21 protein-coding genes and 1 riboswitch are annotated in these 22,902 nt (G+C 72.3%); of the genes, 10 read left to right on the top strand and 11 right to left on the bottom strand.

Features of this window, described 5'->3' with window-relative positions; translation table 11 throughout:
- Positions 1-8: 8 nt before the first annotated feature.
- A complete protein-coding gene (locus ACFYV5_RS14575; protein WP_389168393.1) occupies positions 9-1,286 on the bottom strand; it encodes a PH domain-containing protein in 1,278 nt (425 codons plus the stop codon).
- 175 nt (positions 1,287-1,461) lie between these two features.
- Complete coding sequence (locus ACFYV5_RS14570) at positions 1,462-2,778, bottom strand: XRE family transcriptional regulator (RefSeq protein WP_389168391.1); 1,317 nt, start codon at positions 2,776-2,778, stop codon at positions 1,462-1,464.
- Between the two features lie 195 nt (positions 2,779-2,973).
- Between ACFYV5_RS14570 and ACFYV5_RS14565 the strand changes: the two genes are divergently transcribed.
- A complete protein-coding gene (locus tag ACFYV5_RS14565) occupies positions 2,974-4,023 on the top strand; it encodes an NAD-dependent epimerase/dehydratase family protein (protein ID WP_389168389.1) in 1,050 nt (349 codons plus the stop codon).
- 5 nt (positions 4,024-4,028) lie between these two features.
- On the opposite strand, the gene ACFYV5_RS14560 is transcribed toward ACFYV5_RS14565, so the two are convergent.
- Entirely contained in the window at positions 4,029-4,859 is an 831-nt protein-coding gene (locus ACFYV5_RS14560) for a glycosyltransferase family 2 protein (RefSeq protein ID WP_389168930.1), read from the bottom strand.
- A gap of 63 nt (positions 4,860-4,922) precedes the next feature.
- Between ACFYV5_RS14560 and ACFYV5_RS14555 the strand changes: the two genes are divergently transcribed.
- Both ACFYV5_RS14555 and ACFYV5_RS14550 read left to right on the top strand, forming a co-directional pair.
- On the top strand, positions 4,923-5,681 hold the full coding sequence (locus tag ACFYV5_RS14555) for a hypothetical protein (protein ID WP_389168388.1): 759 nt from the start codon (positions 4,923-4,925) through the stop codon (positions 5,679-5,681).
- Positions 5,682-5,692: 11 nt separating this feature from the next.
- Positions 5,693-7,048 (top strand): hypothetical protein, encoded by a 1,356-nt coding sequence (locus ACFYV5_RS14550; protein WP_389168386.1) that lies wholly within the window; start codon positions 5,693-5,695, stop codon positions 7,046-7,048.
- Positions 7,049-7,091: 43 nt separating this feature from the next.
- On the opposite strand, the gene ACFYV5_RS14545 is transcribed toward ACFYV5_RS14550, so the two are convergent.
- On the bottom strand, positions 7,092-7,370 hold the full coding sequence (locus ACFYV5_RS14545) for a GntR family transcriptional regulator (protein ID WP_389168384.1): 279 nt from the start codon (positions 7,368-7,370) through the stop codon (positions 7,092-7,094).
- A 453-nt stretch (positions 7,371-7,823) separates the two neighbouring features.
- On the opposite strand from ACFYV5_RS14545, the gene ACFYV5_RS14540 reads away from it, so the two are divergent.
- Positions 7,824-8,258, top strand: coding sequence for an ATP-binding protein (locus ACFYV5_RS14540; RefSeq protein ID WP_389168382.1), 435 nt, complete (start codon positions 7,824-7,826; stop codon positions 8,256-8,258).
- Positions 8,259-8,369: 111 nt separating this feature from the next.
- Here the strand turns inward: ACFYV5_RS14540 and ACFYV5_RS14535 are convergent, their stop codons facing one another.
- The 3 genes from ACFYV5_RS14535 to ACFYV5_RS14525 are packed head-to-tail and all read right to left on the bottom strand — an operon-like array spanning position 8,370 to position 12,021.
- The gene (locus ACFYV5_RS14535; RefSeq protein WP_389168380.1) at positions 8,370-9,860 is read right to left on the bottom strand and encodes a precorrin-2 C(20)-methyltransferase; all 1,491 of its coding nucleotides are present in this window, start codon (positions 9,858-9,860) and stop codon (positions 8,370-8,372) included.
- Positions 9,857-10,516, bottom strand: coding sequence for a precorrin-8X methylmutase (locus ACFYV5_RS14530; RefSeq protein WP_355110582.1), 660 nt, complete (start codon positions 10,514-10,516; stop codon positions 9,857-9,859). Before ACFYV5_RS14530 ends, ACFYV5_RS14535 begins: the two co-directional genes overlap by 4 nt.
- Complete coding sequence (locus ACFYV5_RS14525) at positions 10,513-12,021, bottom strand: cobalamin biosynthesis protein CobG (protein ID WP_389168378.1); 1,509 nt, start codon at positions 12,019-12,021, stop codon at positions 10,513-10,515. The genes ACFYV5_RS14530 and ACFYV5_RS14525 overlap by 4 nt, the downstream gene beginning before the upstream one ends.
- A gap of 81 nt (positions 12,022-12,102) precedes the next feature.
- Positions 12,103-12,236: riboswitch (cobalamin riboswitch) on the top strand.
- Between the two features lie 38 nt (positions 12,237-12,274).
- Here ACFYV5_RS14525 and cobN point away from each other — a divergent pair.
- Positions 12,275-15,886, top strand: a complete 3,612-nt coding sequence (gene cobN / locus ACFYV5_RS14520) for a cobaltochelatase subunit CobN (protein ID WP_389168376.1) — start codon at positions 12,275-12,277, stop codon at positions 15,884-15,886.
- Positions 15,887-16,184: 298 nt separating this feature from the next.
- Here cobN and ACFYV5_RS14515 read toward each other — a convergent pair whose 3' ends face one another.
- The gene (locus tag ACFYV5_RS14515) at positions 16,185-16,532 is read right to left on the bottom strand and encodes a DoxX family protein (RefSeq protein WP_389168374.1); all 348 of its coding nucleotides are present in this window, start codon (positions 16,530-16,532) and stop codon (positions 16,185-16,187) included.
- 92 nt (positions 16,533-16,624) lie between these two features.
- Between ACFYV5_RS14515 and ACFYV5_RS14510 the strand changes: the two genes are divergently transcribed.
- Entirely contained in the window at positions 16,625-17,068 is a 444-nt protein-coding gene (locus tag ACFYV5_RS14510; protein WP_355110578.1) for a MarR family transcriptional regulator, read from the top strand.
- 65 nt (positions 17,069-17,133) lie between these two features.
- Here the strand turns inward: ACFYV5_RS14510 and ACFYV5_RS14505 are convergent, their stop codons facing one another.
- From ACFYV5_RS14505 to ACFYV5_RS14495, 3 genes are all read right to left on the bottom strand, one after another.
- The gene (locus ACFYV5_RS14505; RefSeq protein ID WP_389168372.1) at positions 17,134-18,081 is read right to left on the bottom strand and encodes a nucleoside hydrolase; all 948 of its coding nucleotides are present in this window, start codon (positions 18,079-18,081) and stop codon (positions 17,134-17,136) included.
- Positions 18,082-18,138: 57 nt separating this feature from the next.
- Entirely contained in the window at positions 18,139-19,116 is a 978-nt protein-coding gene (locus tag ACFYV5_RS14500; protein ID WP_389168369.1) for a S8 family serine peptidase, read from the bottom strand.
- 365 nt (positions 19,117-19,481) lie between these two features.
- Entirely contained in the window at positions 19,482-20,459 is a 978-nt protein-coding gene (locus tag ACFYV5_RS14495; RefSeq protein ID WP_389168367.1) for a D-2-hydroxyacid dehydrogenase family protein, read from the bottom strand.
- Positions 20,460-20,614: 155 nt separating this feature from the next.
- Here ACFYV5_RS14495 and ACFYV5_RS14490 point away from each other — a divergent pair, with 155 nt between their 5' ends.
- The 4 genes from ACFYV5_RS14490 to ACFYV5_RS14475 all read left to right on the top strand — a co-directional run bounded on the left by ACFYV5_RS14490 (position 20,615) and on the right by ACFYV5_RS14475 (position 22,783).
- Positions 20,615-20,914 carry a hypothetical protein gene (locus ACFYV5_RS14490; RefSeq protein WP_355110575.1) on the top strand — a complete coding sequence of 100 codons (300 nt, stop codon included), beginning with the start codon at positions 20,615-20,617 and terminating at the stop codon, positions 20,912-20,914.
- Positions 20,915-20,948: 34 nt separating this feature from the next.
- Positions 20,949-21,530, top strand: coding sequence for a helix-turn-helix domain-containing protein (locus ACFYV5_RS14485; protein WP_389168365.1), 582 nt, complete (start codon positions 20,949-20,951; stop codon positions 21,528-21,530).
- Between the two features lie 147 nt (positions 21,531-21,677).
- Positions 21,678-22,196, top strand: a complete 519-nt coding sequence (locus ACFYV5_RS14480; RefSeq protein ID WP_389168363.1) for a GNAT family N-acetyltransferase — start codon at positions 21,678-21,680, stop codon at positions 22,194-22,196.
- 113 nt (positions 22,197-22,309) lie between these two features.
- Complete coding sequence (locus tag ACFYV5_RS14475; RefSeq protein ID WP_389168361.1) at positions 22,310-22,783, top strand: carboxymuconolactone decarboxylase family protein; 474 nt, start codon at positions 22,310-22,312, stop codon at positions 22,781-22,783.
- The last annotated feature ends 119 nt before the right edge of the window (positions 22,784-22,902 follow it).

Raw genomic sequence — 22,902 nt, 5'->3', positions numbered from 1 at the left:
AGCCTCGGTCACCGCCGCACAGGTCCCAGCGCGCGGATGATGCGCGCCAGGTCGGCCGGGGCGGCCGCGAGGCGGACCGGGCGGCCCCCGTCGTCGAGTTCGGCGACGTGCCAGCTGGTGGGGACGGTGTCGCCGTCGCTGCCCCGGGGGCGCCGCACGTCCTTCACCGCGAGCCGTTCCACCGGGATCCGCTTGGCCGCGAACCTGCCCGGGCCGGAGTGCGGTGTGACCGCCGGCGGGCCGCCGCCGAGGACGATGTGGGTGCCGAAGCCGTACGGGTTGTAGTCCGCGTGCTCCAGGAAGCGGGCGGCCAGGAACACCGCTTCCCCTTCCTCCCCGGAGGGCGCCTCGGTCGCTTCGGTCTCTCCGGGCGTACGGACGCGGGTGGCGCGCCAGGCCCAGGCGAGGAGCCCCAGCGTGGCCAGGGAGCCCACGGCCGCCCAGGTGACCGCCACGGGAGAGGCGAGCAACGTCGTGGGGTGCAGGTAGCAAAGGGGCAGCAGCCACAGGGCGGTGCCGACGAGCACGCCCGCGTACGGAAGCGCCGACGGGAGGACCTCGTCGTCGGGCAGTCGACGTCCGCGCAGGCGCAGCAGCGCCCGGGCGCCGGGGTAGCCGGCGGCGAGGGCGCACATCGCCGCGATGACGGCCTGGCTCCCGGCGGTGGGCAGGTGCGCGCGCCACACGTACCGCTCTCCGGCGACCTCCCTCACCGTGCCACGCCACCAGGTCAGTTCGACATGGTCGCCGGGCTCGAACCCCAGGGCCGCCTCCATCGGAACGTCGAGTCGTTCCAGCGGACGACTGTCGGCGAAGTACAGGTGGCTCTTCTGCTTGGGCCGGTTGGCCTCGGTCCGCGCGATGACGGCGGGCAGCGTGGTCAGACACTCCGCGCGTTCCGCGGCGGGCGTCCCGGCGGCACACGGGAGGGCCGACCTCCACGCCCGTTCCTCCGCCGAAACGGCCGGTACGAACCACGCGGCCGCCCCCGCGCCCGCGAGCAGCAGCGCGCACAGGGCGAGCGAACCGGCCCAGGCGCGCCCGGCGGTGCGGTACGGGACGACGGGGAGGTGACTCGACTCCGGGGCCCCGTAACGACGGTGCAGCGCACGGAGCGCCGCCAGGCCACCCACCGCGAGGAGCAGGCCGGCTCCCGCGTACACGTCCGGGCCCCGGAACGCCACGCGCAGGGCGGCGCAGCCCGCCCCGGCCGCCCCGAGCACGACGAGGAACCACAGCGCGCGCGTCCGGAGGGGACGGCGGGTCACATCCTGGGCACCGTTCATGCGCGAAGGCTGTCATCGGCGGGGCGGGACTCGCCTGTGCGGTGTCCGGCAGTCTTTCGCCCCCCGACGTTGCCGAACTGGTACCAGGTCAGCCGCGCCAGGCGAGGAAGGGGGACGGTGTGGGGGCGAGAGGGCACGACCGGGGCGGAGGCCCTGTCACACCCCTCTCCCCTCTTCATTCGGCGAGGCTGTCGCGTGCGTACGCGCGCAGTTCGACGATCGGCTGCTCGGTCCGCTCATCCAGGCGGCTGATGAATGCCGAGACGAGGTCGACGCAGCGGGCCGCTCCTGAGCCGAGGGCGGTGTCGAGGGCGGCGCGGGCATCGGCGGCAGCAGCCGCGGCGTCTCGGCTGTGGAGTGCGCCTTCGGCCCGGTAGGTCAGGAACACTGCCTTGGTGCGAGCGCGGCGCGGATCGAGCTCGCGCAGTCCGGCACCGATCACCGTACCGGCGCGGGCCGGGTCGCCGAGATCGAGCCAGCACCGCCCTGCGTCGGCGTTGACATCCGCCACCGACATCCAGGAGACCACAGGAGGCGTCGACTGCGGACGTACCCGCTCCAGTTCGGCCTCCGCGGAGGCCAGTGCGCGCTGGGTGCCGGAGCGGTCTTGGAGCACCGCGCAGGCGCGGGCGCGGCGCACGTCGAGCAGGGATCGGGCGGCCGGTGCGCGGGTGCGGGAGCGTGCGTGTTCCAGGATGCGGACCGCGTCGGCGGGCCGGGAGAGCCAGGTGGCCTGATAGGCGAGGTCGGACAGCGCGACCGCGGCCAGGTCCCGGTCCCGGGCCTGGTGGGCAGCGTGGACGGCGGCTTGCCAGTGCCGTTGGGCATCGGCGTGCCGGTCGGCGTCGAAACGCAGCCAGCCGGCCACGTGCGCGAGGTCCGCGGCCACCGCGTGCAGACGCCGCCCCGCTTCCGGGGCGTAGCGGTCCTGGGCGATGAGATCGACCGTTGTGTGCAGGTGGGCGTCGATGAGGGAGGCGACGTGCGAGTGCGGCCCGGAGGACATCGTCCGCAGCTCGAGAGAGCGACGCTCCAACCATTCCAGCAGTTCGGTATCGACTCCCTGCCGCCCGCCGAGGGCCTGGTCCAGGTGGCGGGGCTCAATGCGGGCCCAGTCGGCCGCGAGATCCACCAGGGTGCTGCTGCTCAGTACCAGGAAGGATCGTCGATCCATGCGGGTGACCTGCACCTCTCTCAGGGCTGCCCGGCTTCCCGACGGGCTGAACGGGCGTGGTTGTTCGAAGGCGGGTAGCCAGTCGGGCCACCTGAGTTGCTCGGTGACGACGACGGGAACGCCGAGGAGGTCGGCCAGCAGGGTCTGGCTTTCCTCGTTGGGTGTGGTGCCGTTCTCCCAGCGCCAGACGCGGTTGCGGTCGATGCCGCTGCGCAGGCCGCGCGCTCGGGCCTGGGCGCGCAGAAGGTGGGCGAGGTCGGCCATGGACCAGTTGTGCTGTCGGCGCAGATGCGCCAGCGGATGCCGGTCCAGCTCCATGCCGCCCCCCGGGCCTCGGCGCCGATGCCTTCCCTTTCACCATGCCGCACTCGGCCGCGTCGCGGGGCCGGTTCACCGGGGCCGGGCACACACCGGACACACAGCCATCCCCTGGGGCGCCTGCGCGGCCGGTGCTGTCCTTGGCAGTGCCATGCCGCGCCTCCTGCGCGGCCCTGTCGAGAAAGGCTGACCTGCGTGAACACTCTGGATCGCTTCGCTGAGCTGTCCGGTGCCACCGTGACGGTGACCGGCGGCTTCGGGCTCGTCGGCAGCCGTATCGTGCACAAGCTCCGAGCGGTCGGAGCCCGTCCGCTCGCCGTGGGCCGACTGGACGCCTACGGCTCCTCCACCCACTCCTCCGTGTTCAACGTCTCTCCCAGAGACCCAGATGTGATCGCGGGTGACATCACCGACGCCGCGCTGATGGATGACGTCATCTCACACAGTGATTTCGTCATCCACGCCGCGGCCCTGGCCGATGTCGCCGAGTGCACCCGCAACCCCGCGGCGGCACTGCAGGCCAACATCCACGGCACCCAGACTGTGCTGGATGCCGCGGCCCGGCATGCGAGCACGCTGAAGCGGCTGGTCTTCGTCTCCTCGGCCAGTGTCTATGGCCTCGGTACAGGTGCCGTGGACGCCGGGGCCCGGTTCAGGGAAAGTGACCTGCTGACGCCCGGGTCGGTATACGCCAACACCAAGTTGTGGGGTGAGCACCAGACCGCCCTGACCTTGGGCCGCGAGGCCGACTCGTACGCGATCGTGCGGTACTTCTCCGTCTACGGCGAGCCGCAGGTGGTCAAGGAGAACAGCCACAGCTGGGTGGTGGCGTGGTTCTCCATGCGGGCCGCGCTCGGTCTGCCGCTGCACCTCAACGGCGGCGGCCGGCAGATCCGCGACTTCGTCCATGTCGACGACGTCGCTGATGCGACGCTGCTGGCCGCCGTCACCGCGCACGCGCACCGCGCGACGGTCAACGTGGGCACCGGCCGAGCCACGTCCATTCGTCAGGTCGCCGATCTGGTGCGCGGCCACTACCCCGGTGCGAGGATCACCGAAACGCCACGGCCGCAAGGCGATCCGCTCGGCGGCTGTGCCGACACCAGGGTGATGCGGGAGCTGCTGACCTGGGCGCCGCAGGTGCGCGTCGAGGACGGGGTCCGCCGGTATACGGCATGGCTTCGACGGACTCCCGAGGCGATCCCGGCGTGGCTGCGCACTCAAGCTGAGAAGACAGCCGCGTGAGGCGTTCAGATCACCGGGGGGCGCCCCAGACGGGCGAGGGTGGACACAGTGCGCCAGTGCATCGGCCGACGGGGCCCGCACGGCGTGCGCCAGCCCTCGACAAACCCGCCGAACCACGCCTTGAGACCGGAGAGGCTGCGGGTGCGGGCTACCGTGAGCGCCACCCACACCCCCAGATAGACCGGCACCAGCGTCATCGGAAGGTGCCGACGCGCCAGGTAGACCCGGTTGCGGGCGTTGACCTGATAGAAGAACGCGTGCCGAGCCGGGGACGTCGCCGGGTGCTGCAGCAGCAACCGCGGCTCATAGCGCACACGCCAGCCGGCGTCGATCGCCCGCCAGGCCATGTCGGTCTCCTCGTGCGCGAAGAAGAACGCCTCCGGCCAGTCGCCGACCTGAGCCAGCATCTTCGTGGACAGCACGTGCGCGCCTCCGAGGAACCCGGTCACCAGACCGCCGCGCATCGGATCCCCGGTCCGCAGCCTGGGCACGTGGCGGCGCTGGGTGAGCCCAGTCTCGTCCGCGATGCGAAAACCGACGATCCCGAGCTTGTCGTCCGCCTCGTACAGTGCGGCGATCGTGGCGAAGACGTCGTCCGCGACGAGCAGGCCGTCGTCGTCCAGGTCCAGCACCAGGTCCATGTCCCGCAGCTGCTCCAAGGCCGCGTTGCGGCCGCCCGTCACCCCCAGGTTCTCCGCCAGCTGCACGGTCTCAACCCACGGTGGCAGCTCCGGCAGCCCGCACCCGTTGGCGACCACGACGGTCCGCGCGGCCGGGACCGTCTGCCGCTCGACGGATGCCAGTAGATCCGCCAGCTCCTTGGGCCGTGTGCCCATGGTCAGGATCGCCACACCCAGCTTCACGCCCGCCGCACCCTCTGTCGTGTGTTGAAGGAAGCCATGTCCGAACGAACCCCGCAACCGAGCGCCAGCCTGCGAGAACTCGCCCAGGAGCGCCGCCTGCCCGCCCACCAGCCGATGGACCACGTAACGCTGAAGTGGATTGAGAGCAACCGGCCGGCGAACTTCGACGCCGCGCCCAGCCTCCCACGCGAAGGACGGATGCTCGTACCACCGGCATCCTGGTTCGCCCTCCCGTCCCTGGCCGACTCCAACCACGGCATCCGCCACAACGCCCGCGTCAGCCTGATCGCCGCGCTCCTCGCCGAGGAGTACGGGCTTGATGGCGAGGACGTCGCGGCAGTGTGCGCCGCCGGGGCGGTCCACGACTGTCGGCGCTGCGACGACCGAGGAGATCCCGGCCACGGACGGCGCGCCGCCGCCTGGTTCCTGTGCAATTCCGACGTGGTCACCGGTGCCCTCGGCCGGCAGGTGTCGCTGGCCGCGCTGCACCGGGCGGCGACGGCGATCGCCCTGCACGACGTGTCGTACGACACGTTCACCGGCCCACAGCGGCGTGCCTACCGAGCTTCTCCGCACCTGGTGGACGTGCTCAAAGCAGCCGACTGCCTGGACCGCTACCGCTTGCCGCTCAGGCGGTGGTGGCCGGACACCTCCCGCCTGCGCATCCCGCTGCCCGGCTGGCTCCCGGCGACCGCGTTCGCCCTCGTCGTACGCAGTGAGCGGGCCCGCCTCGACGGCGCCACCCAAACCGACGCACTTGTCACCGCCCGTCAGATGCTCACCCGCAGCCAGTAGGGGACCCTCCCGTGGACACCGAACTCGACGACGCCCACACCGACTACACCAGCGCCGCCACCCGACCGGTGCCCGCCTCTCTCGCCGAGAGCGAAGCCGACTGGCGCCGCCGCCTGCGGCACGACACCCCCCAGGGCTGGCTGCTGACGGAGAACACCATGACGCAGACGCTGGTCGGCGGCCGGGCCATCCACCTGATGCACACGACGACGGCACTGGACGCCATCCGGGCCAGCGGCCAGCTCTACGCCTCCTCCGGCTGCCTCCTCGCAGCGCTGTACTGTGCGCCGCTCACCCCCGAGGCCGGCGGCCTGCGCCCGCACAACCTCGGCGCCTACCTGCTGGAGACCAAGCCGCACACCCGCACGTTGGTCATCGAGATCACCCCAGCCGCTCCGCTACCGGCCAAGGGCATCGACTATCTGCGCCTGGGCCGCGTCCACCTACGGACCTACCTGCACCACCACAGCTTCCTCACCCAGGCCGAAGACGCACGGCTGAGGCACACCGTGCTCCAGCGGATTCGCACCGCTGCCCCGTTCCTGGACCTTGCCTTGGCCAACGCCACGGGGAGGCGGACGCTGCCGGAGGCGTTCGTCGATCGGCTTGCCGCCGCGGTGCCGCAGATGCCGTTCCTGGGCTACCTGTACTTCGAAGTGCTCTCCGAGTACCTGATGCTTCACTCCGCCGCGCGGGAAACCAGGATGTACGCCCAGGCCGGCGAAATGAACAACCGCCTATACAAGAAGTTGGCGTTCTCCGCGGTCACCGGCATGGACAAGCTGTTCGACCTGTCGCGCTTCCACCCTGGGCACGCCCGTCTGTACGAGCTTGTCGCCGACATCGAGCCCCGACTGGCGCCGGGCGCGGCGATCTACGCCCGGGACCGTCTGGCGCACCTGTTCGCCGCGCTCGCGCTCGACCCTCATCAGGACGCGATCGCCTTCAGCTTTCGCGAAGCGGACTTCGACGCGCTCACCGAGGCAGCGCCGTCCCTGCTGGGACAGGCAATCTTCCGTGAGATGCGGATCCTGGACCGCTACCCACAGCTCTACCTCGCCTTCGAGCAGGCAAAGGCCCTGCAGACGTGGAGCTATTGGAACGAGAAGGGGATCGCGACGCCGTTCAACGGCTTCCTCCCCAAGGGTGAGATCGGCGTCAACCCCGCCTACCCGGCGGCTGACTTCACGGTGTGGTTGGCGGAGACGTGTGAGCGGGGCCTGCTCCACCCGGTCGAGCAACTTGATGTCGCCTTCGTCCCCCGCCTGGCCGAACTCGGCATGACCGCCATGCGCAGGGACAACAGTGGCAAAGCCGCCGGGCATCCACCATCACGACGGACAACGCTGCACGGGGCACAGCCGTGAGTCGACAGCAGTCACGGTGCCCCATGGTGGACGGACAGGTCTCTCATCCGCTCGGCGTGGGCGCTTCCGGCTCCTGCTCGGCCACGTACGTACCGCGTCCCGACACCGCGTACACGAGCCCTTCCTCAGCGAGCACGGCGATCGCGCGGCGGACGGTGGGGCGTGACAGTCGGTACTCGTCGGCGAGGGCGTTCTCGCTCGGCATGGCCCGGTTGGGTTTCCAATCGCCCCGCTTTACGCGTGCGCGCAGGATTCCCGCGAGCTGCTGAAACGGCGCGGCGGGCGCGTCGCGCTCCACTTGGTCATCCGGCCCGTACTCCATGGGTCGACGGTATCCGGCCGACGACACAGCACGCCTCTTGACAGGTCTTTACAGGCTTTTACAGGTGATCTAGTGTCGGCCCATGAAAAGACCCCCGCGACGCGGCGAACGTCCGGGGGCGTGGTCAACGCTGCTAAGGAGCGTCAACACGATGAACTCTATCCATCGACTTCTGGAGCCGATGCTCCGGCTGTTACTCCCTCCGACGGGGCGCCGCAGGCTCACCCATCAGCGAGCCGCCTCCCCCCGACCGAGGCCGCCCGCCAACGTCGCTGTGTCGCGACGGTGTACCCCGCTGCGCGGGGAGGACAGTCGGCTTGTACGCCCCTACGTGACTGCGCAAGAGGAACGGGACAAGCGCCGGTCGCAGCGGCAACGGAGGAGGGCCCTGTGGCTTGCCCTGCATGGTGTCGACGTGGGCCCGCGCCTCATCCACGGGGTGGTGGTGACGGGATGAGCCAGCCGGTGACGGTCGTACGGCGCTGGCGGCAGACGGCCCGCTCTGTCGGTCACGCGCGTGCGGCGTTGCGTGCAGCATTGGCGGGGTGGGGCCTGGGCTGCATCGAGGATGCCGCATCACTCGTCCTCTCGGAGCTGCTGACCAACGCGGTACGGCATGGGCGTGTGCCGGGTCGGGAGATCGAGACCCGTTACATCCCCATGTCTGACGGCCTTCGGATCGAGGTGCACGATGCTTCGGAGGTGCGGCCGCTGATGGCGATGAGCGGCGAGGACGCGACCGGCGGGTGGGGGCTCCCCGTCGTCGACGTGCTGACGGAACGGTGGGGGGTGACCGCCAGGAAGGGGCCGGGCAAGTTCGTGTGGGCCGAATTGACGGCCAGGGCTCTGCATGACGATGAGGAGGAACCCCCGAACTGCTCGCCATGACCGTCGGTGACCCATGACCGGCCCCAGCCGTTCACCCCCACTCTTCAGGGGAAGCGGCTGGGGCCGCCCCGCTCTTGGAGGCTCCATGACGGCCCATCCGCGGCCGGCGGCCTACGCCTCCGGGTACCGCCTCGGCGTCCAGGTGATCGTCCGGCCGTCGGCGCGTTCCGCCGCCCGGGTCTGCGACGAGCCGATCAGCAGCAGGGTGCGCATGTCGACCTCGCTCGGCTCCAGTGTCTTGAGCGTCACCACCCGCACCGACTGCTCCGGGCCGCCCACGTCCCGCGCCACCACCACCGGCGTCTCGGGCGAGCGCAGTTCGAGCAGCAGGTCGCGGGCCGCCGCCACCTGGTGGGTACGGGATTTCGAGCCCGGGTTGTAGAGCGCGAGGACCAGGTCCGCCTCCGCCGCCGCGCGCAGGCGTCCGGCGATGACGTCCCAGGGCTTGAGGCGGTCGGAGAGCGAGATCGTCGCGTAGTCGTGGCCGAGCGGGGCGCCCGCCGCGGCCGCCGCCGCGTTCGCCGCGGTCACCCCCGGCAGGACCCGTACCGGAACGTCCGCGTACGCGGGCTCGCTCGCGACCTCCAGGACCGCCGTCGCCATGGCGAAGACACCGGGGTCGCCGCCCGAGACGACCGCGACCCGGTGTCCGCGCCGGGCCAGGTCGAGGGCGAACTCGGCGCGCTCGGACTCGACCTTGTTGTCCGAGCCGTGCCGGCGCTGGCCGGGCCGCAGCACCGGGACCCGGTCGAGGTACGTGGTGTAGCCGACCAGGTCGTCGGCGTTGATCAGCGCGCCGCGCGACTCCGGTGTCAGCCAGGGCGCACCCGCCGGGCCGGTGCCGACGACGACGACCTCGCCCCGCTCCCGTACGGCGGGAACGGCGTCGATACGGGAGGGCAGCACGGCCACCGAGAAGTACGGGACCGTCTCCGGGTCCACCTCGGACAGGGTCTCCGTCCGCTCGCCCGCCATGAACGCCCGCTCCACGTACCGCGCGTCCTCCAGGCGGCCCGCCCGCTCCAGGGCACGCCGCACGGTCGGGAACGTCCGGCCCAGCTTCATCACGACCGCCGAGTCGGTGCCCGCGAGGCGGGCCGTCAGCTCGTCCTCCGGCAGCGTGCCGGGAATGATCGTCAGGACCTCCTCCGCCTCGCACAGCGGCTCGCCGAGCCGGGCGGCCGCCGCGCTGACCGAGGTGACACCGGGGATGACGGTGGTGTCGTAGCGGTGCGCGAGCCGCTTGTGCATGTGCTGGTACGAGCCGTAGAAGAGCGGGTCGCCCTCGGCGAGCACGGCGACCGTGCGACCGGCGTCCAGGTGGGCGGCGAGGCGGGCCGCCGCCTCCTCGTAGAAGTCGTCGAGCGCGCCCCGGTAGCCGCCGGGATGATCGGTGGTCTCCACCGTGAGCGGGTACATCAGCCGCTCCTCGATGTGGTCCTCACGGAGGTGCTCCGCCGCGATGGAGCGCGCGATGGACCGGCCGTGGCGGGCCGAGTGGTACGCGACGACGTCGGCCGAGGCGATCGCCTTGACGGCCGCCACGGTCATCAGGTTCGGATCGCCGGGCCCGAGGCCGACCCCGTACAGCTTTCCGGTCACTGCTGGATCTCCGCTTCGTGAGCGATCGCGTTGATCGCGCCGGCCGTCATCGCGCTGCCGCCGCGCCGGCCCCGTACGACGAGGTAGTCGAGGCCCAGTTCCTGACCGGCGAGGGCGAGGGCGTCCTTGGACTCGGCGGCGCCGATGAAGCCGACCGGTATGCCGAGGACGGCCGCAGGGCGGGGCGCGCCCTTGGCGATCATCTCCAGGAGGTGGAAGAGCGCGGTGGGGGCGTTGCCGATGGCGACGACGGAGCCTTCGAGGCGGTCGCGCCAGAGTTCGAGGGCGGCCGCGCTGCGGGTGGTGCCGAGCTCGGCGGCGAGGCCGGGCACGGACGGGTCGGAGAGCGTGCAGATCACCTCGTTGTCGGCGGGCAGCCGCTTGCGGGTGACACCGCTCGCGACCATCTGCGCGTCGCAGAGGATCGGGGCCCCGGCGCGCAGGGCGGCGCGGGCGCGGGAGACGACCTGCGGCGAGTAGGCGATATCGCGTACGAGGTCGGTCATGCCGCAGGCGTGGATCATCCGTACCGCGACCTGGGCGACATCGGCGGGCAGATCCGCGAGGTCCGCCTCGGCGCGGATCGTGGCAAAGGACTGGCGGTAGATCTCCGCGCCGTCCTTCTCGTAGGCGAACATCGTGTCGTTCTCGCTCATCTCGTTGTGCGGGCGGTGGTGCGGGCCGTTGCGACTGCTTCGGTGAGGCTTGTACGGGAGGTGGGGACGCCGTCGACCAGGTAGGCGCCCTCGCCGGTGGCGACGACGTCGACCCAGGTGCCGTGCGGGCCCTGGGGGTGGCCGCAGCGGCGGGCGCACCCGGAGAAGTGGACGGGGAGACCGGAGGCGCGACCGGGTGTCGCGTCGGCGCGGACGTCGGCGAGGGACTTGGCACAGCCGGGACGCCCGGTGCAGGCGCCGACGCCGGCCCAGGGGGAGTCGGGGTCGGTGATCAGGCCGTACGCGTCGAGGGCGCGCAGCCGTCGCGCGGCGGCCGTGCGGTCCGGGAAGCCCGTGACGACGGCCCCCCGCCAGGGGGTGAGCCGCACCTCGCCGCCCGTGGCGGCCAGGGCGCGCAGCTGTTCGGCCGTCAGCCGGCCGAGGGGCGCGAGGACGTGGAGGGCGGTCTCGCCGAGCACCCCGGGTGCGGGGGGTTCTCCGTGCGGGGGTTCCGTCGGGGGTACGGGCTCCGCCGCGATCCCGGCCCGGGCGAGCGCCCCCACCAGATCCGGCTCGTGCCCCTCGGGCAGCTCACGCACCCGCCAGGCACCGTTCCCCGCGCCATGGGCGGCGACCAGGAACGCCTCCGCGGCGGCGACGGCGGCGCGGGGCGCGTCGGTAGCAGCGACCCGGAAAACCTGGGCGCCGACGCGGAGGTGCGCGTCGGGGCGTCGGGGGCCGTCCGCGCCTGGCGCGCGGGGGCCGTCTTCGCCGGGGCTGTCCGCGCCCCGCGCGCCGGGGCCGTCTGCGCCTGGCGCACCTTCGCCGGGGCCGTCCGTGCCTGGCGTGCCTTCGCCGGGGCTGTCCGCGCCCCGTGCGCCGGGGTGCTGCGCGCCCACACCTCCCCTGGACGCCGGGGCCGCCCGGTCGGCCGATCCGTCCGAGGCCCGGGATCCGGCCGTACCCTCGTCGCCGGCCGCCCAGGCCCCCGCTGCGATCAAGGTCACATCTCCGCCGAGTCCGGCCACGTCCCCCCGGCCGTCGTCCAGGACGAAGAGGAAACGGCCGGAAAGGGCCGCCGTCCCCTCCCGCGCGCACAGCAGCGCGTCCAGCTCGCGCGCCCACAACTGCACGTCACCGCCGCCGAGTCCGTCCAGCCCCGCGGTCGGCGAGGCCACCACGTTCCGGACGCGTTCGTGGGTCGGGGACGGCAGGAGACCGGCCGGCGCCAGCAACTCCGCGAGCTCGGTGCCGCAGCCCTCTCCGAGGCCCCGCAGCTCCACGTTCCCCCGCGAGGTGACACTGACCCGCCCGTCGCCCAGCACCTCCGCCGCGGTGGCCAGGACCCCGACCTGACCTGCAGTCAACAAGCCTGCGGGCAGGCGCAGTCGGGCCAGACGCCCGTCGTCGGCGGCGTGCAGCCGGAGCGCCCCGGGGCAGGCGTCACCGCGGTCCCGTATGAGGGGTTCGCCCGGGTTGGGCGTGGTGGGTGGGGTGGGCGGCATGGCGGCGAGCATACCCACGTGAATCCGCGTGACCACCGGGTGTGATCCGGCCAACCCCCCAGTCCGGCGGGGGCAGGATCTACTATGCAGAACGGCATGGGGTCCCAGGGCCCCGGGGAGGAAGCCCGGTGAGAATCCGGCGCGGTCCCGCCACTGTGAGCCAGGTCGCACCCGCGTCCCGGTGAGTCAGGAACTCCCGCCGTCCACACGACCACCCGGGGCGCGGACAACCCCGAGGAAGGCCTGCGCTCGCATGCGAATTCTGTTGCTGTCGCACTCCGACACCGACCTGCTCAGCGCCCGCGCGGCCGGCGGTCCGGTCGCGTACCGGTTCGCCAACCCCTCCCGCCTCGGCCTCGACGAGCTGCCCGCGCTCCTGGACGGCGCCGACCTCGTCCTCGTACGCCTCCTCGGCGGTCTGAGGGCCTGGGAGGACGGCCTGGACGCGTTGCGCGCCACCGGCAGGCCGCTGGTCGTGCTCTCCGGCGAACAGGCTCCCGACGCCCAGCTCATGGAGGCCTCCACCGTCCCCATCGGTGTCGCCACCGAGGCCCACGCCTACCTCGCGCACGGCGGCCCGGCCAACCTGGAGCAGCTGGCGCGCTTCCTCTCCGACACCGTGCTGCTCACCGGGCACGGCTTCGAGGCCCCGGCCGCCGCGCCGACCTGGGGCCCGCTGGAGCGCGAGCCGCGGCGGACCGACGGCCCGACGGTCGCCGTGCTCTACTACCGCGCCCACCACATGAGCGGGAACACCGCCTTCGTCGACTCCCTCTGCGAGGCGATCGAGGACGCCGGTGCCCGCGCCCTGCCCCTGTACGTCGCCTCCTTGCGCGCCCCCGAGCCGGAGCTGCTGGAGACGCTGAGGTCCGCCGACGCGATCATCACCACCGTCCTCGCGGCCGGCGGCACCAAGCCCGCCGAGGCGCAGGCGGGCGGCGACGAGGAGGCCTGGGACGCGGGCGCGCTCGCCGCCCTCGACGTACCGATCCTGCAGGCGCTCTGCCTCACCGGCTCGCGCGCGGCCTGGGAGGAGAACGACGAGGGTCTCTCCCCGCTGGACGCCGCGAGCCAGGTCGCTGTCCCCGAGTTCGACGGCCGGCTCATCACCGTCCCGTTCTCCTTCAAGGAGATCGACGAGGACGGCCTCCCGGCGTACGTCGCCGACACCGAGCGTGCCGCCCGCGTCGCCGGGATCGCCGTGCGCCACGCCCGTCTGCGGCACATCCCGAACGCCGAGAAGAAGCTCGCGCTCGTCCTCTCCGCGTACCCGACCAAGCACTCCCGGATCGGCAACGCGGTCGGCCTCGACACCCCCGCGTCGGCGGTGGCCCTGCTGCGCCGTCTTCGGGAGGAGGGGTACGACTTCGGGCCCGAGGACGAGATCCCCGGCCTGGTCTCCGGCGACGGTGACGAGCTGATCTACGCCCTGATCGAGGCCGGCGGCCACGACCAGGACTGGCTGACCGAGGAGCAGCTCGCCCGCAACCCGGTCCGTATCCCGGCCGCCGACTACAAGCGCTGGTACGCGACCCTGCCGGAGGAACTGCGGACGCACGTCGAGGAGCACTGGGGCCCGCCGCCCGGCGAGATGTTCCTCGACCGGTCGCGGAATCCCGAGGGTGACATCGTCCTCGCCGCGCTGCGCCGCGGGAACCTGCTGATCCTCATCCAGCCCCCGCGCGGCTTCGGTGAGAACCCGATCGCGATCTATCACGACCCCGATCTCCCGCCCTCCCACCACTACCTGGCCGCCTACCGCTGGATCGCGGCGCGCGCCGAGGACGGCGGCTTCGGGGCGGACGCCATGGTCCACCTCGGCAAGCACGGCAACCTGGAGTGGCTGCCGGGCAAGAACGCGGGCCTGTCCGCCGCGTGCGGCCCGGACGCGGCGCTCGGCGACATCCCGCTGATCTACCCCTTCCTGGTCAACGACCCGGGCGAGGGCACCCAGGCCAAGCGGCGCGTACACGCGACGCTCGTCGACCACCTGGTGCCGCCGATGGCGCGGGCCGACTCCTACGGCGACATCGCGCGCCTGGAGCAGCTGCTCGACGAGTACGCGCAGATCTCCTCCATGGACCCGTCCAAGCTGCCCGCGATCCGCGCGCAGATCTGGACGCTGATCCAGGCCGCGAAGCTCGACCACGACCTGGGGCTCGAGGACCGTCCCGAGGACGACGGCTTCGACGACTTCCTGCTGCACGTCGACGGCTGGCTCTGCGAGGTCAAGGACGCGCAGATCAGGGACGGTCTGCACGTGCTGGGCGGGGCGCCGACCGGCGAGGCCCGGGTCAACCTGGTCCTGTCGATCCTGCGCGCCCGGCAGATCTGGGGAGGTACGCAGGCCCTGCCGGGTCTGCGCGAGGCGCTGGGCCTGGACGAGTCGGCCGCGACCCGTACGACCGCCGACGAGGCGGAGGCGACGGCGCGCGAGCTGGTCGAGGCGATGGAGGCCGCGGACTGGTCCGTGGACGCGGTCCCGACGGTCGCCGAGGCCCACGGCCCGGATGTCGCCGCCGTGCTCCGTTTCGCCGGTGAGCAGGTCGTGCCCCGCCTGGCCGCGACGACCGACGAACTCACCCACGCCGTCCACGCGTTGGACGGCGGGTTCGTGCCGGCCGGACCGTCCGGCTCGCCGCTGCGCGGTCTGGTCAACGTGCTGCCGACCGGCCGGAACTTCTACTCCGTCGACCCCAAGGCCGTGCCCTCCCGCCTCGCGTGGGAGACCGGCCAGGCGCTCGCCGACTCCCTCCTGGAGCGCTACCGCTCCGACAACGGCGAGTGGCCGACCTCCGTGGGCCTGTCCCTGTGGGGCACGAGCGCGATGCGCACGGCGGGCGACGACGTCGCCGAGGCGCTGGCCCTGCTGGGCATCCGCCCCACCTGGGACGACGCCTCGCGCCGGGTGAACGGCCTGGAGGCGATCCCCCTGGCGGAGCTGGGCCGCCCGCGCATCGACGTCACGCTGCGCATCTCGGGCTTCTTCCGGGACGCGTTCCCGCACGTCATCGGTCTCCTGGACGATGCCGTACGGCTGGCGGCGTCCCTGGACGAGCCGGCCGCGGAGAACTACGTACGCGCTCACGCGCAGGCCGACCTGGCCGAGCACGGCGACGAGCGGCGGGCCACCACCCGTATCTTCGGCTCGCGTCCGGGCACGTACGGCGCGGGCATCCTGCAGCTGATCGACTCGCGCGACTGGCGCACGGACGCGGACCTCGCCGAGGTGTACACGGTGTGGGGCGGGTACGCGTACGGCCGCGGGCTCGAAGGCCGTCCGGCGCGCTCCGAGATGGAGACGGCGTACAAGCGGATCGCCGTCGCCGCGAAGAACACGGACACGCGTGAGCACGACATCGCCGACTCCGACGACTACTTCCAGTACCACGGCGGCATGGTGGCGACCGTCCGCGCGCTGACGGGCACGGCCCCGGAGGCGTACATCGGCGACTCGACCCGCCCGGAGACGGTCCGCACCCGGACGCTGGTCGAGGAGACGTCGAGGGTCTTCCGCGCGCGGGTGGTGAACCCGAAGTGGATCGAGGCGATGCGCCGCCACGGCTACAAGGGCGCGTTCGAGCTCGCGGCGACGGTCGACTACCTCTTCGGCTACGACGCGACGACCGGCGTGGTCGCCGACTGGATGTACGACAAGCTGACGGAGACGTACGTCCTGGACCCGGAGAACCAGGCCTTCCTGAAGGAGGCCAACCCCTGGGCCCTGCACGGCATCGCGGAGCGCCTCCTGGAGGCCGAGTCCCGCGGCATGTGGGAGAAGCCGGACCCGCAGACCCTGGCGGCGCTGCGCCAGGTGTTCCTGGAGTCGGAGGGCGACCTGGAGGACGACGGCTCCGAGGGCTGACCTCGGCGCTGTACGGCCCCGGCACCCGGGTGACGATCCCGGCCGCACGCGTGTGCGGATCGGAACGTCACCCGGGGTGTCGAGATCCCCGTGCCCTGGTAGCGGGCGAGCGCTGCCTCCACTTCCTCCACCAGGCCCGGGGACAGGCGGTTCGTCGGCGCGCGCTCGCCGAGCTGCCGCAGGGTCGTCTCGACCCTGCGGTCGCCGTCCGGGCCGCCGCGTACCCGTCGAGGTCCCCGGTCTCCCGGAGGCTCGCCTCGGCCCGCAAGACGTTGCGTCTCGTTGTTTTTCCGCCGCCTCACGCGGAGGTGATCCGCAGCACGGCGGCGGCCACCGCGACCAGCGTCAGCACCACCGCCGGCGCCATCGCGTAGTCCTTGGCCCGTATGTGCGTGACCACCGCTCCGGCGAAGTAGAGCGCCACCCCGACCGCCGCGGCCGTGCCGAGCGGTGCCACCACCAGTCCCGCGAGGAGGCCCACCGCACCCGCCGCCTTCGCGGTGCCCAGCCAAGGGAGCCAGGGGCCCGGGACGCCGAGCTTGGTCATGCTCTCGATGACGTCGGCGTTGCGCGTGAGGGTCAGGAAGGCGGAGGCGGAGATCGCCAGGGCGAGGATCGCGGCGACGACGGCGTAGGCGATGAACATGGTGACGCTCCAACTATATTCAGGGACTAATCATTGAACGGTATCAACGATCCCACTCGTTCCACAATGGAGTCGCTGTTACGGTGAGTGGTATGGCAGCTTCACCGTCCGACAGCCTCGGCTTTCTCCTCTCCTTCCGCGGCGAGCTCACCGGTGCGCGCATCCGGGCCGCGCTCGGCGTCGCCGGGCTGCATCCGCGTCACGCGATGACCCTGATGCAGCTCGCCCCCGGAGCGATGAGTCAGCGCGAGCTGTCCGCCGTGATGGAGGTCGATCCGAGCCAACTCGTCGCGATCCTCAATGAGTTGGAAAGTTCGGGGCTCGCGGAGCGGCGCCGCGATCCGGCCGACCGCCGTCGGCACATCGTGGAGATCACCCAGGCCGGCGCGGACGCGCTCGAGCGGGTCGACGCGGCGGTGAGCGCGGCGGAGCGCGAGCTCTTCGCCGATCTGTCGGAGGCCGAACAGGCCATGCTGCGCGCGCTGTTGGACCGGGTCAGCGTGGACGGGAGCGCCCACGACTGCGCGGCGGAATAGCGCCGGGCCGGCGCGGGACGGCAGGCCCCGGTGCCGCGCCAAGCGTCAGGCGCGCCGGCCCAGGGTCAGGCGCGCTCGCCCAGGACCCGTACCGCCTCGACGATCAGGTCCCAGAAGCGGGGTACGTCGACCTCCATCCCCACCTCCACGGTGGCCGGGCGGCCCGTCACGCCGTCCAGGTCCACGACCGTCGCGCCCCGCGTGTACGTACCCGTCAGCTCGACGGCCACCGCCGCCCGCACCAGGCTGATCAGCGACGGGTCGATCAGATGCGCCACGGTCAGCGGGTCGTGCAGCGGCGGCGCCTCGAAGCCGAAGACCTCGCGGTAGGTGCCGGCGAAGTAGGTCAGCAGCTCGGTGCAGAGCCTGGCGAGCGGGGTGCCGAGCGCTTCGATACGGGAGATCACGTCCGGGGTCGCCCGGACCTGGTGGGTCGCGTTGAGCCCGAACATCGTGACCGGCAGCCCGCTGCTGAAGACGATGTCCGCCGCCTCCGGGTCGCACAGGATGTTGAACTCCGCGGCCGGGGTCGTGTTCCCGCGCGCGGTCGACCCGCCCATCAGCACGATCCGCTCGATCCGGCGGGTCAGCTCCGGATGGGCGAGCAGCAGCGTCGCGATGTTGGTCAGGGGTCCCGTCGGGACGAGGGTCACGGGCGCGGGCTGCGTGAGCAGGGTGTCCCGGATCAGGGTGAGGGCGTCGCGCGGATCCTGCGGGACGTCCGGCTCGGAGTCGCCGAAGCCGGGCCCGTCGAGGCCGGATCCGCCGTGGATGTTCTCGGCGACCAGCGGCGCGCCGTGCAGGGGGCGGTCCCGGCCCGCCGCGATCGGTACGTCGCGGATCCCGGCGACGGAGCAGACACGGCGGGCGTTGAGGGTGGTCTTCTCCACCGTCTGATTGCCCGCCACGGTGGTGATGGCCAGCAGGTCGACGGCCGGATGCGCGGCGGCCAGCAGGATGTTGAAGGCGTCGTCGTGACCGGGATCGCAGTCGAGGATCACGGGTACCGGCATACGTCCACCGTCCCACAGGGCCGCCCGGTCGTCACTTGTCCCCGTTCTCGTCCCCGTTTACTGGTTCTCCTTCGCCGCGCTCACGGCGGCCGCCGCGTCCACGTTCCCGAGCCCCAGCTTGGCGAGCTTGTCGGGGTTGGTCGCCGTGTCGCGGATCGCCTTCGTGATCGCCGCCGGGTCGAGGCCTTGCTGGTGCAGGAGCGCGGCCACGGCGGAGACGTACGGCGAGGCCATCGACGTACCGTCCAGCTGTCCGTACCCCGAGGTGTTCTTCAGGGTCTCCCTCGTCGTGTACGTCGGGAGGGTGGACAGGATGCCGACGCCGGGCGCGCTCACGGCGTTCTGCGCGCCGAAGTTGGTGAAGGAGGCGGGCTGCCCGTCGCGGTCGGCGGCGTTGACGACCAGGACCGGGGTGTCGAGCTTGTACGGCTGCAGGGCGGTCGCGTCGTTGCCGGCCGCCGCGATCACCACCGCGCCCCTGGCGTCGGCGGCGGAGATGGCCTGGTTGAGGACGCCGCCTTTGAGCAGTCGGGCCATCAGGCCGGATTCGCCGAGGGAGAGGTTGATGACGTCGGCGCCGTGCTCGGCGGCCCAGACGATGCCCTTGGTGATGTCCGCGTCACTGCCGCTGCCGTCGGCGCCGAGGACCCGGACGGGCATGATCTTCGCGCCCGGGGCGCCGCCCGCCACCCCGACGCCGTTGTCGGTGTGAGCGGCGGCGATGCCGGAGACGTGGGTGCCGTGGCCGTTGAGGTCCTTGGGTTCGTCGTCGTTGTCGACGAAGTCGTATCCGTCGACCAGTCGGCCCTTCAGGTCGGGGTGGTCGAGGTCCACGCCGGTGTCCACGACGGCGATGACGGTGTCCCCGCCCTTGGAGGAGTCCCACGCGGCGGGGAGCTTCAGCGCGTCCAGCCCCCACTGCTGGTCGCGGAGGGGGTCGGGCTCGGGGTCGCCGCCGCAGCCGGTGACCAGGGCGGTTACCAGGGCGGTGGTGAGGGCGGCGAAGGTGACGGTCGTGACAGGCCGACGACGCATGAAATATCCCCTTGTGTACGCGTTTTGCCCAGTCAACAGTCGACGGCGAGGAGCCGCATCCCGGGCGGCCTGAGGGGCTCCTTGGCGGCCGACAAGGGGCGGCGCCGGGCCCGGGGCCGGTCCCGCGGGTCACCCGCGGCGGCGGCCCCGCGGGTCAGCCCAAGGCGGCAGCGCTGGGCCCAGAAACGTTGCCCCAGATCGCGCCCGGAGGCAGCCACGGCGCCACCCCAGGCGCCAGCCTGCGGCCGCCCAGGGAACCACCCCTGAGGGCACCCCCCGAGGCCGGCCCGAGGACAGCCGGGGGCCGCCCAGGGAACCATCCCAGGGCGGCAGCCGGGGGCCGCCCAGGGAACCACCCCAGGGCGTCAGCCCAGCGTCCGTACCGGCGAGCCCGCCAGGAACGCCTCGATGTTCTCGACCGCCTGTCCGAAGTAGCGGCCGTAGTTGCCCTCCGTCACGTACCCCAGGTGCGGCAGCGCCAGGACGTTCGGCAAGGAGCGCAGTGGGTCCTCGGGAGCGAGCGGTTCGGTGGCGAAGACGTCGAGGCCGGCGCCCGCGATCCGGCCCTCGCGCAGCGCCCGCAGCAGCGCCTCGCCGTCGACCAGGTCCGCGCGGGACGTGTTCACCAGGTACGCGGACGGGCGCATCGCCCCGAGTTCGGCCTCTCCGATCAGCCCTCGGGTGCGGTCGGACAGCACCATGTGCAGCGAGACGATGTCACTGCGCTCCATCAGCTCCCGCTTTCCGGGCGCGAGGGCGACCCCGTGCTCCGCGGCCCGCGCCTCCGTCAGGTTCGGGCTCCAGGCGAGGACGTCCATGCCGAAGGCGAGGCCGACACGGGCGACCCGGCCGCCGATCTTGCCGAGGCCCACGAGGCCCAGCGTCCGCCCGGCCAGGTCCGTCCCGACGGTCGACTGCCAGGGCCCGCCCTCGCGCAGCGCCTGCGCCTCGGTCCGCACGTGCCGGGCGAGGCCCAGGATCAGCGCCCAGGTCAGTTCGGCGGGCGGCTCGGAACTGCTGGCCGTACCGCAGACCGTGATCCCGAACCCGGCCGCCGCGGCCAGGTCGATCGACGCGTTGCGCATCCCGGACGTGACGATCAGCCGCAGCCGCGGCAGCCGCTTCAGCACCTGCGCGTCCATCGGCGTCCGCTCCCGCATCACGACGACGATCTCGCAGTCCTCGATCGCGGCGACGAGCGCGTCCCGGTCGGTCAGATGCTCGCGCAGCACCCGTACGTCGACCCGGCCGGCGAGCGGGCTCCAGTCGGCGGACGAGAGGGCGACGCCCTGGTAGTCGTCGAGGACGGCGCAGCGCGGCTTCGTGACCATGGACCCGTTCATGGCCCCATGATCGCGCGGCCGGCGACCGTACGACAGGGGTCCACGGCCCGCGCCCCACCGGGTACGTCCTCGCGGACTCCCCGGCATGCGGGGTGCCGTCCGCCGACGCAGGCTGGTGCTGAGCTGCCTGTCCGCGGAGGAAAGGACGTCCGTCGATGTTCGCGAGGCTGAGCACGTACCAGGGGTCACCGGTTCCGGCGGAGGGCGATCTGGCCGCCAAGTCGGAGGCCATCGTCCGGCAGGTGGAGACGCTTCCGGGGTTCCGGGGCGCGTACTACCTCGTCGACCGGGCGACAGGGAAGGCGAGGTCGCTGACCCTGTGGGAGGACGAGGCGTCGATGACGGCCAGCGAGCAACGGGCGGCGCAGGTACGGGACGAGTCGGCGCAGCGGGAGGGGCAGCGGGTGGTGTCGGTCGAGCACTTCGAGGTGGCGTTCAGCCGACTGGCACCGTAGAAAGACATCCCATATCTGAGATATCTTCTCAGGTATGGGAACAACGTCAGAATCCGAGCCTCACGAGCTCGACGCCCGCCTGGCGAGCCGCCTCGCCGAACTGCGGACCGAGCGCGGCTGGTCGCTGGAGGGGCTCGCGGGCCGTACGGGCGTGAGCCGGTCGACGCTGTCCCGCCTGGAGCGCGTGGAGCTGAGCCCGACGGCGGTCCTGCTGGGCAAGCTGTGCGCGGTGTACGGACGGACGATGTCCCAGCTCCTCGCGGAGGTGGAGTCCGAGCCGCCGCTGGTGATGCGCGCCGAACGGCAGGCGGTGTGGCGCGACGAGTCCGTGGGGTTCACCCGGCGCTCGGTGTCGCCCCCGCATCCGGGACTGCGCGGCGAGGTCGTCGAGGGCCTGCTGCGCCCGGGGGCGGACATCGCGTACGACGATCCTCCGGTCGACGGCATGGAGCAGCACATCTGGGTCCTGGAGGGCGCCCTCGAAGTGACCGAGGGCGGCCGCACGCACGAACTGGGGGCGGGGGACTGTCTGCGGTTCCGGCTCTGGGGGCGCTCCCGGTTCCGCTGCCCGGGACCGGACCCCGTCCGCTACGCGCTGCTGATCGTCCTGCCCTGACCGTCCTGCCCTGACCGTCCCGTACGGCGACCCGCCCTGAGCAACCTGCTAACCGAGCGACCGACTAACCGACTTACCGAGCGACCGAGCAACCGAGCAACCGAGCAACCGAGCGACCGAGCGACCGAGGCACTGAGGAACCAGGACATGCCCACCATCACGCACCTCTCCCCCGAAGGATTCGGCGCCGCGGTCAAGGGCCTGGCCGACGTCCTGGTCGACGCCGTCGCGGACGGCGCGTCGCTGGGCTTCCTCCAGCCCTTCGACCACCAGGAGGCGGCCGCCTGGTGGGAGAGCCGGCAGCCCGCGGTCGACGTCGGCACGCTGAGGGTCTGGGCCGCCGAGACCCCCGACGGCATCGTCGGCACCGTGAGCCTGGCCCTGGAACCCAGGGCCAACGGCCGCCACCGCGCCGAGATCGTCAAGCTGATGGTCCACCGCACGGCCCGGGGCCGCGGCCTGGCCCGCCGTCTGCTGTCCACGGCCGAACAGGCCGCCCAAGAGGCGGGCGTCACCCTGCTGTTGCTCGACACGGAGGCCGACAGCGCGGCCGACCGCCTCTACGCCACGACAGGCTGGACCCGCTTCGGCACGGTCCCCGCGTACGCCGCCGACCCCGCCGGCGTCCTCCAGGACTGCAGCTTCTTCTACAAGAACCTGGCCTAGCTCCGCGCTCCGGTGCGACCTGGGAGACGTACGTCACACAACCGTCCTGTCACAGCCCGCCGAGCCGCACTGTCCAAGAGGTGTCATCACCGACGACGACACAGGAGTGCACCATGGAAGCTCGGTTGAACATCATGGCCAGCCCCGTCGCTGCCCAGGCCCTCAAGCACCTCGTCGCCGCGGGCAAGGCGCTCGGGGAGTCGACGCTGCCGGCCGCGACGCGCGAACTGGTGATGCTCCGCGTCAGCCAGATCAACGGCTGCGCCGGATGCATCGACATCCACACCAAGGAGGCCACCGCGGCCGGGGAGACCGCGCAGCGCCTCCACCTGGTCGCGGCCTGGCGCGAGGCGAAGGTCTTCACCGACGCGGAGCGCGCCGCGCTGGAGCTGGCCGAGCAGGGCACCCGCATCGCGGACGCGGCAGGCGGCGTCACGGACGAGGCGTGGGCCGACGCCGCCAAGCACTACGACGAGGACCAACTCGCCGCCCTGGTGACCCTGATCGCCGTCATGAACGCCTTCAACCGCGGGAACGTGATCACGCAGCAGCCCGCGGGTGATTACCGGGTCGGCCAGTACGCCTGACCGGAGGGCCTCCGCCGCCGGTGCCCTCCGGCACCGGCGGCAACCCTGGTTCCAGCCCGAGCTCCAGCCCGGGCTCCAGCCCGGGCTCCAGCCCTGGTTCCAGCCCGGGCTCCAGCCGG

This window comes from Streptomyces sp. NPDC003035 (genome assembly GCF_042888285.1).
Lineage (GTDB): Bacteria > Actinomycetota > Actinomycetes > Streptomycetales > Streptomycetaceae > Streptomyces.
This window is presented reverse-complemented; position numbering and strand designations above follow the sequence as displayed.

Coding starts and splice junctions, on each gene's coding strand:
- ACFYV5_RS14475 (WP_389168361.1), top strand. CDS start 22,310: ATGGAAGCTCGGTTGAACATCATGGCCAGCCCCGTCGCTGCCCAGGCC.
- ACFYV5_RS14510 (WP_355110578.1), top strand. CDS start 16,625: ATGGCAGCTTCACCGTCCGACAGCCTCGGCTTTCTCCTCTCCTTCCGC.
- ACFYV5_RS14500 (WP_389168369.1), bottom strand. CDS start 19,116: ATGCGTCGTCGGCCTGTCACGACCGTCACCTTCGCCGCCCTCACCACC.
- ACFYV5_RS14570 (WP_389168391.1), bottom strand. CDS start 2,778: ATGGAGCTGGACCGGCATCCGCTGGCGCATCTGCGCCGACAGCACAAC.
- ACFYV5_RS14525 (WP_389168378.1), bottom strand. CDS start 12,021: ATGCCGCCCACCCCACCCACCACGCCCAACCCGGGCGAACCCCTCATA.
- ACFYV5_RS14485 (WP_389168365.1), top strand. CDS start 20,949: ATGGGAACAACGTCAGAATCCGAGCCTCACGAGCTCGACGCCCGCCTG.
- ACFYV5_RS14540 (WP_389168382.1), top strand. CDS start 7,824: ATGAGCCAGCCGGTGACGGTCGTACGGCGCTGGCGGCAGACGGCCCGC.
- ACFYV5_RS14575 (WP_389168393.1), bottom strand. CDS start 1,286: ATGAACGGTGCCCAGGATGTGACCCGCCGTCCCCTCCGGACGCGCGCG.
- ACFYV5_RS14495 (WP_389168367.1), bottom strand. CDS start 20,459: ATGAACGGGTCCATGGTCACGAAGCCGCGCTGCGCCGTCCTCGACGAC.
- ACFYV5_RS14515 (WP_389168374.1), bottom strand. CDS start 16,532: ATGTTCATCGCCTACGCCGTCGTCGCCGCGATCCTCGCCCTGGCGATC.
- ACFYV5_RS14490 (WP_355110575.1), top strand. CDS start 20,615: ATGTTCGCGAGGCTGAGCACGTACCAGGGGTCACCGGTTCCGGCGGAG.
- ACFYV5_RS14560 (WP_389168930.1), bottom strand. CDS start 4,859: ATGGGCACACGGCCCAAGGAGCTGGCGGATCTACTGGCATCCGTCGAG.
- ACFYV5_RS14480 (WP_389168363.1), top strand. CDS start 21,678: ATGCCCACCATCACGCACCTCTCCCCCGAAGGATTCGGCGCCGCGGTC.
- cobN (WP_389168376.1), top strand. CDS start 12,275: ATGCGAATTCTGTTGCTGTCGCACTCCGACACCGACCTGCTCAGCGCC.
- ACFYV5_RS14555 (WP_389168388.1), top strand. CDS start 4,923: ATGTCCGAACGAACCCCGCAACCGAGCGCCAGCCTGCGAGAACTCGCC.
- ACFYV5_RS14545 (WP_389168384.1), bottom strand. CDS start 7,370: ATGGAGTACGGGCCGGATGACCAAGTGGAGCGCGACGCGCCCGCCGCG.
- ACFYV5_RS14505 (WP_389168372.1), bottom strand. CDS start 18,081: ATGCCGGTACCCGTGATCCTCGACTGCGATCCCGGTCACGACGACGCC.
- ACFYV5_RS14530 (WP_355110582.1), bottom strand. CDS start 10,516: ATGAGCGAGAACGACACGATGTTCGCCTACGAGAAGGACGGCGCGGAG.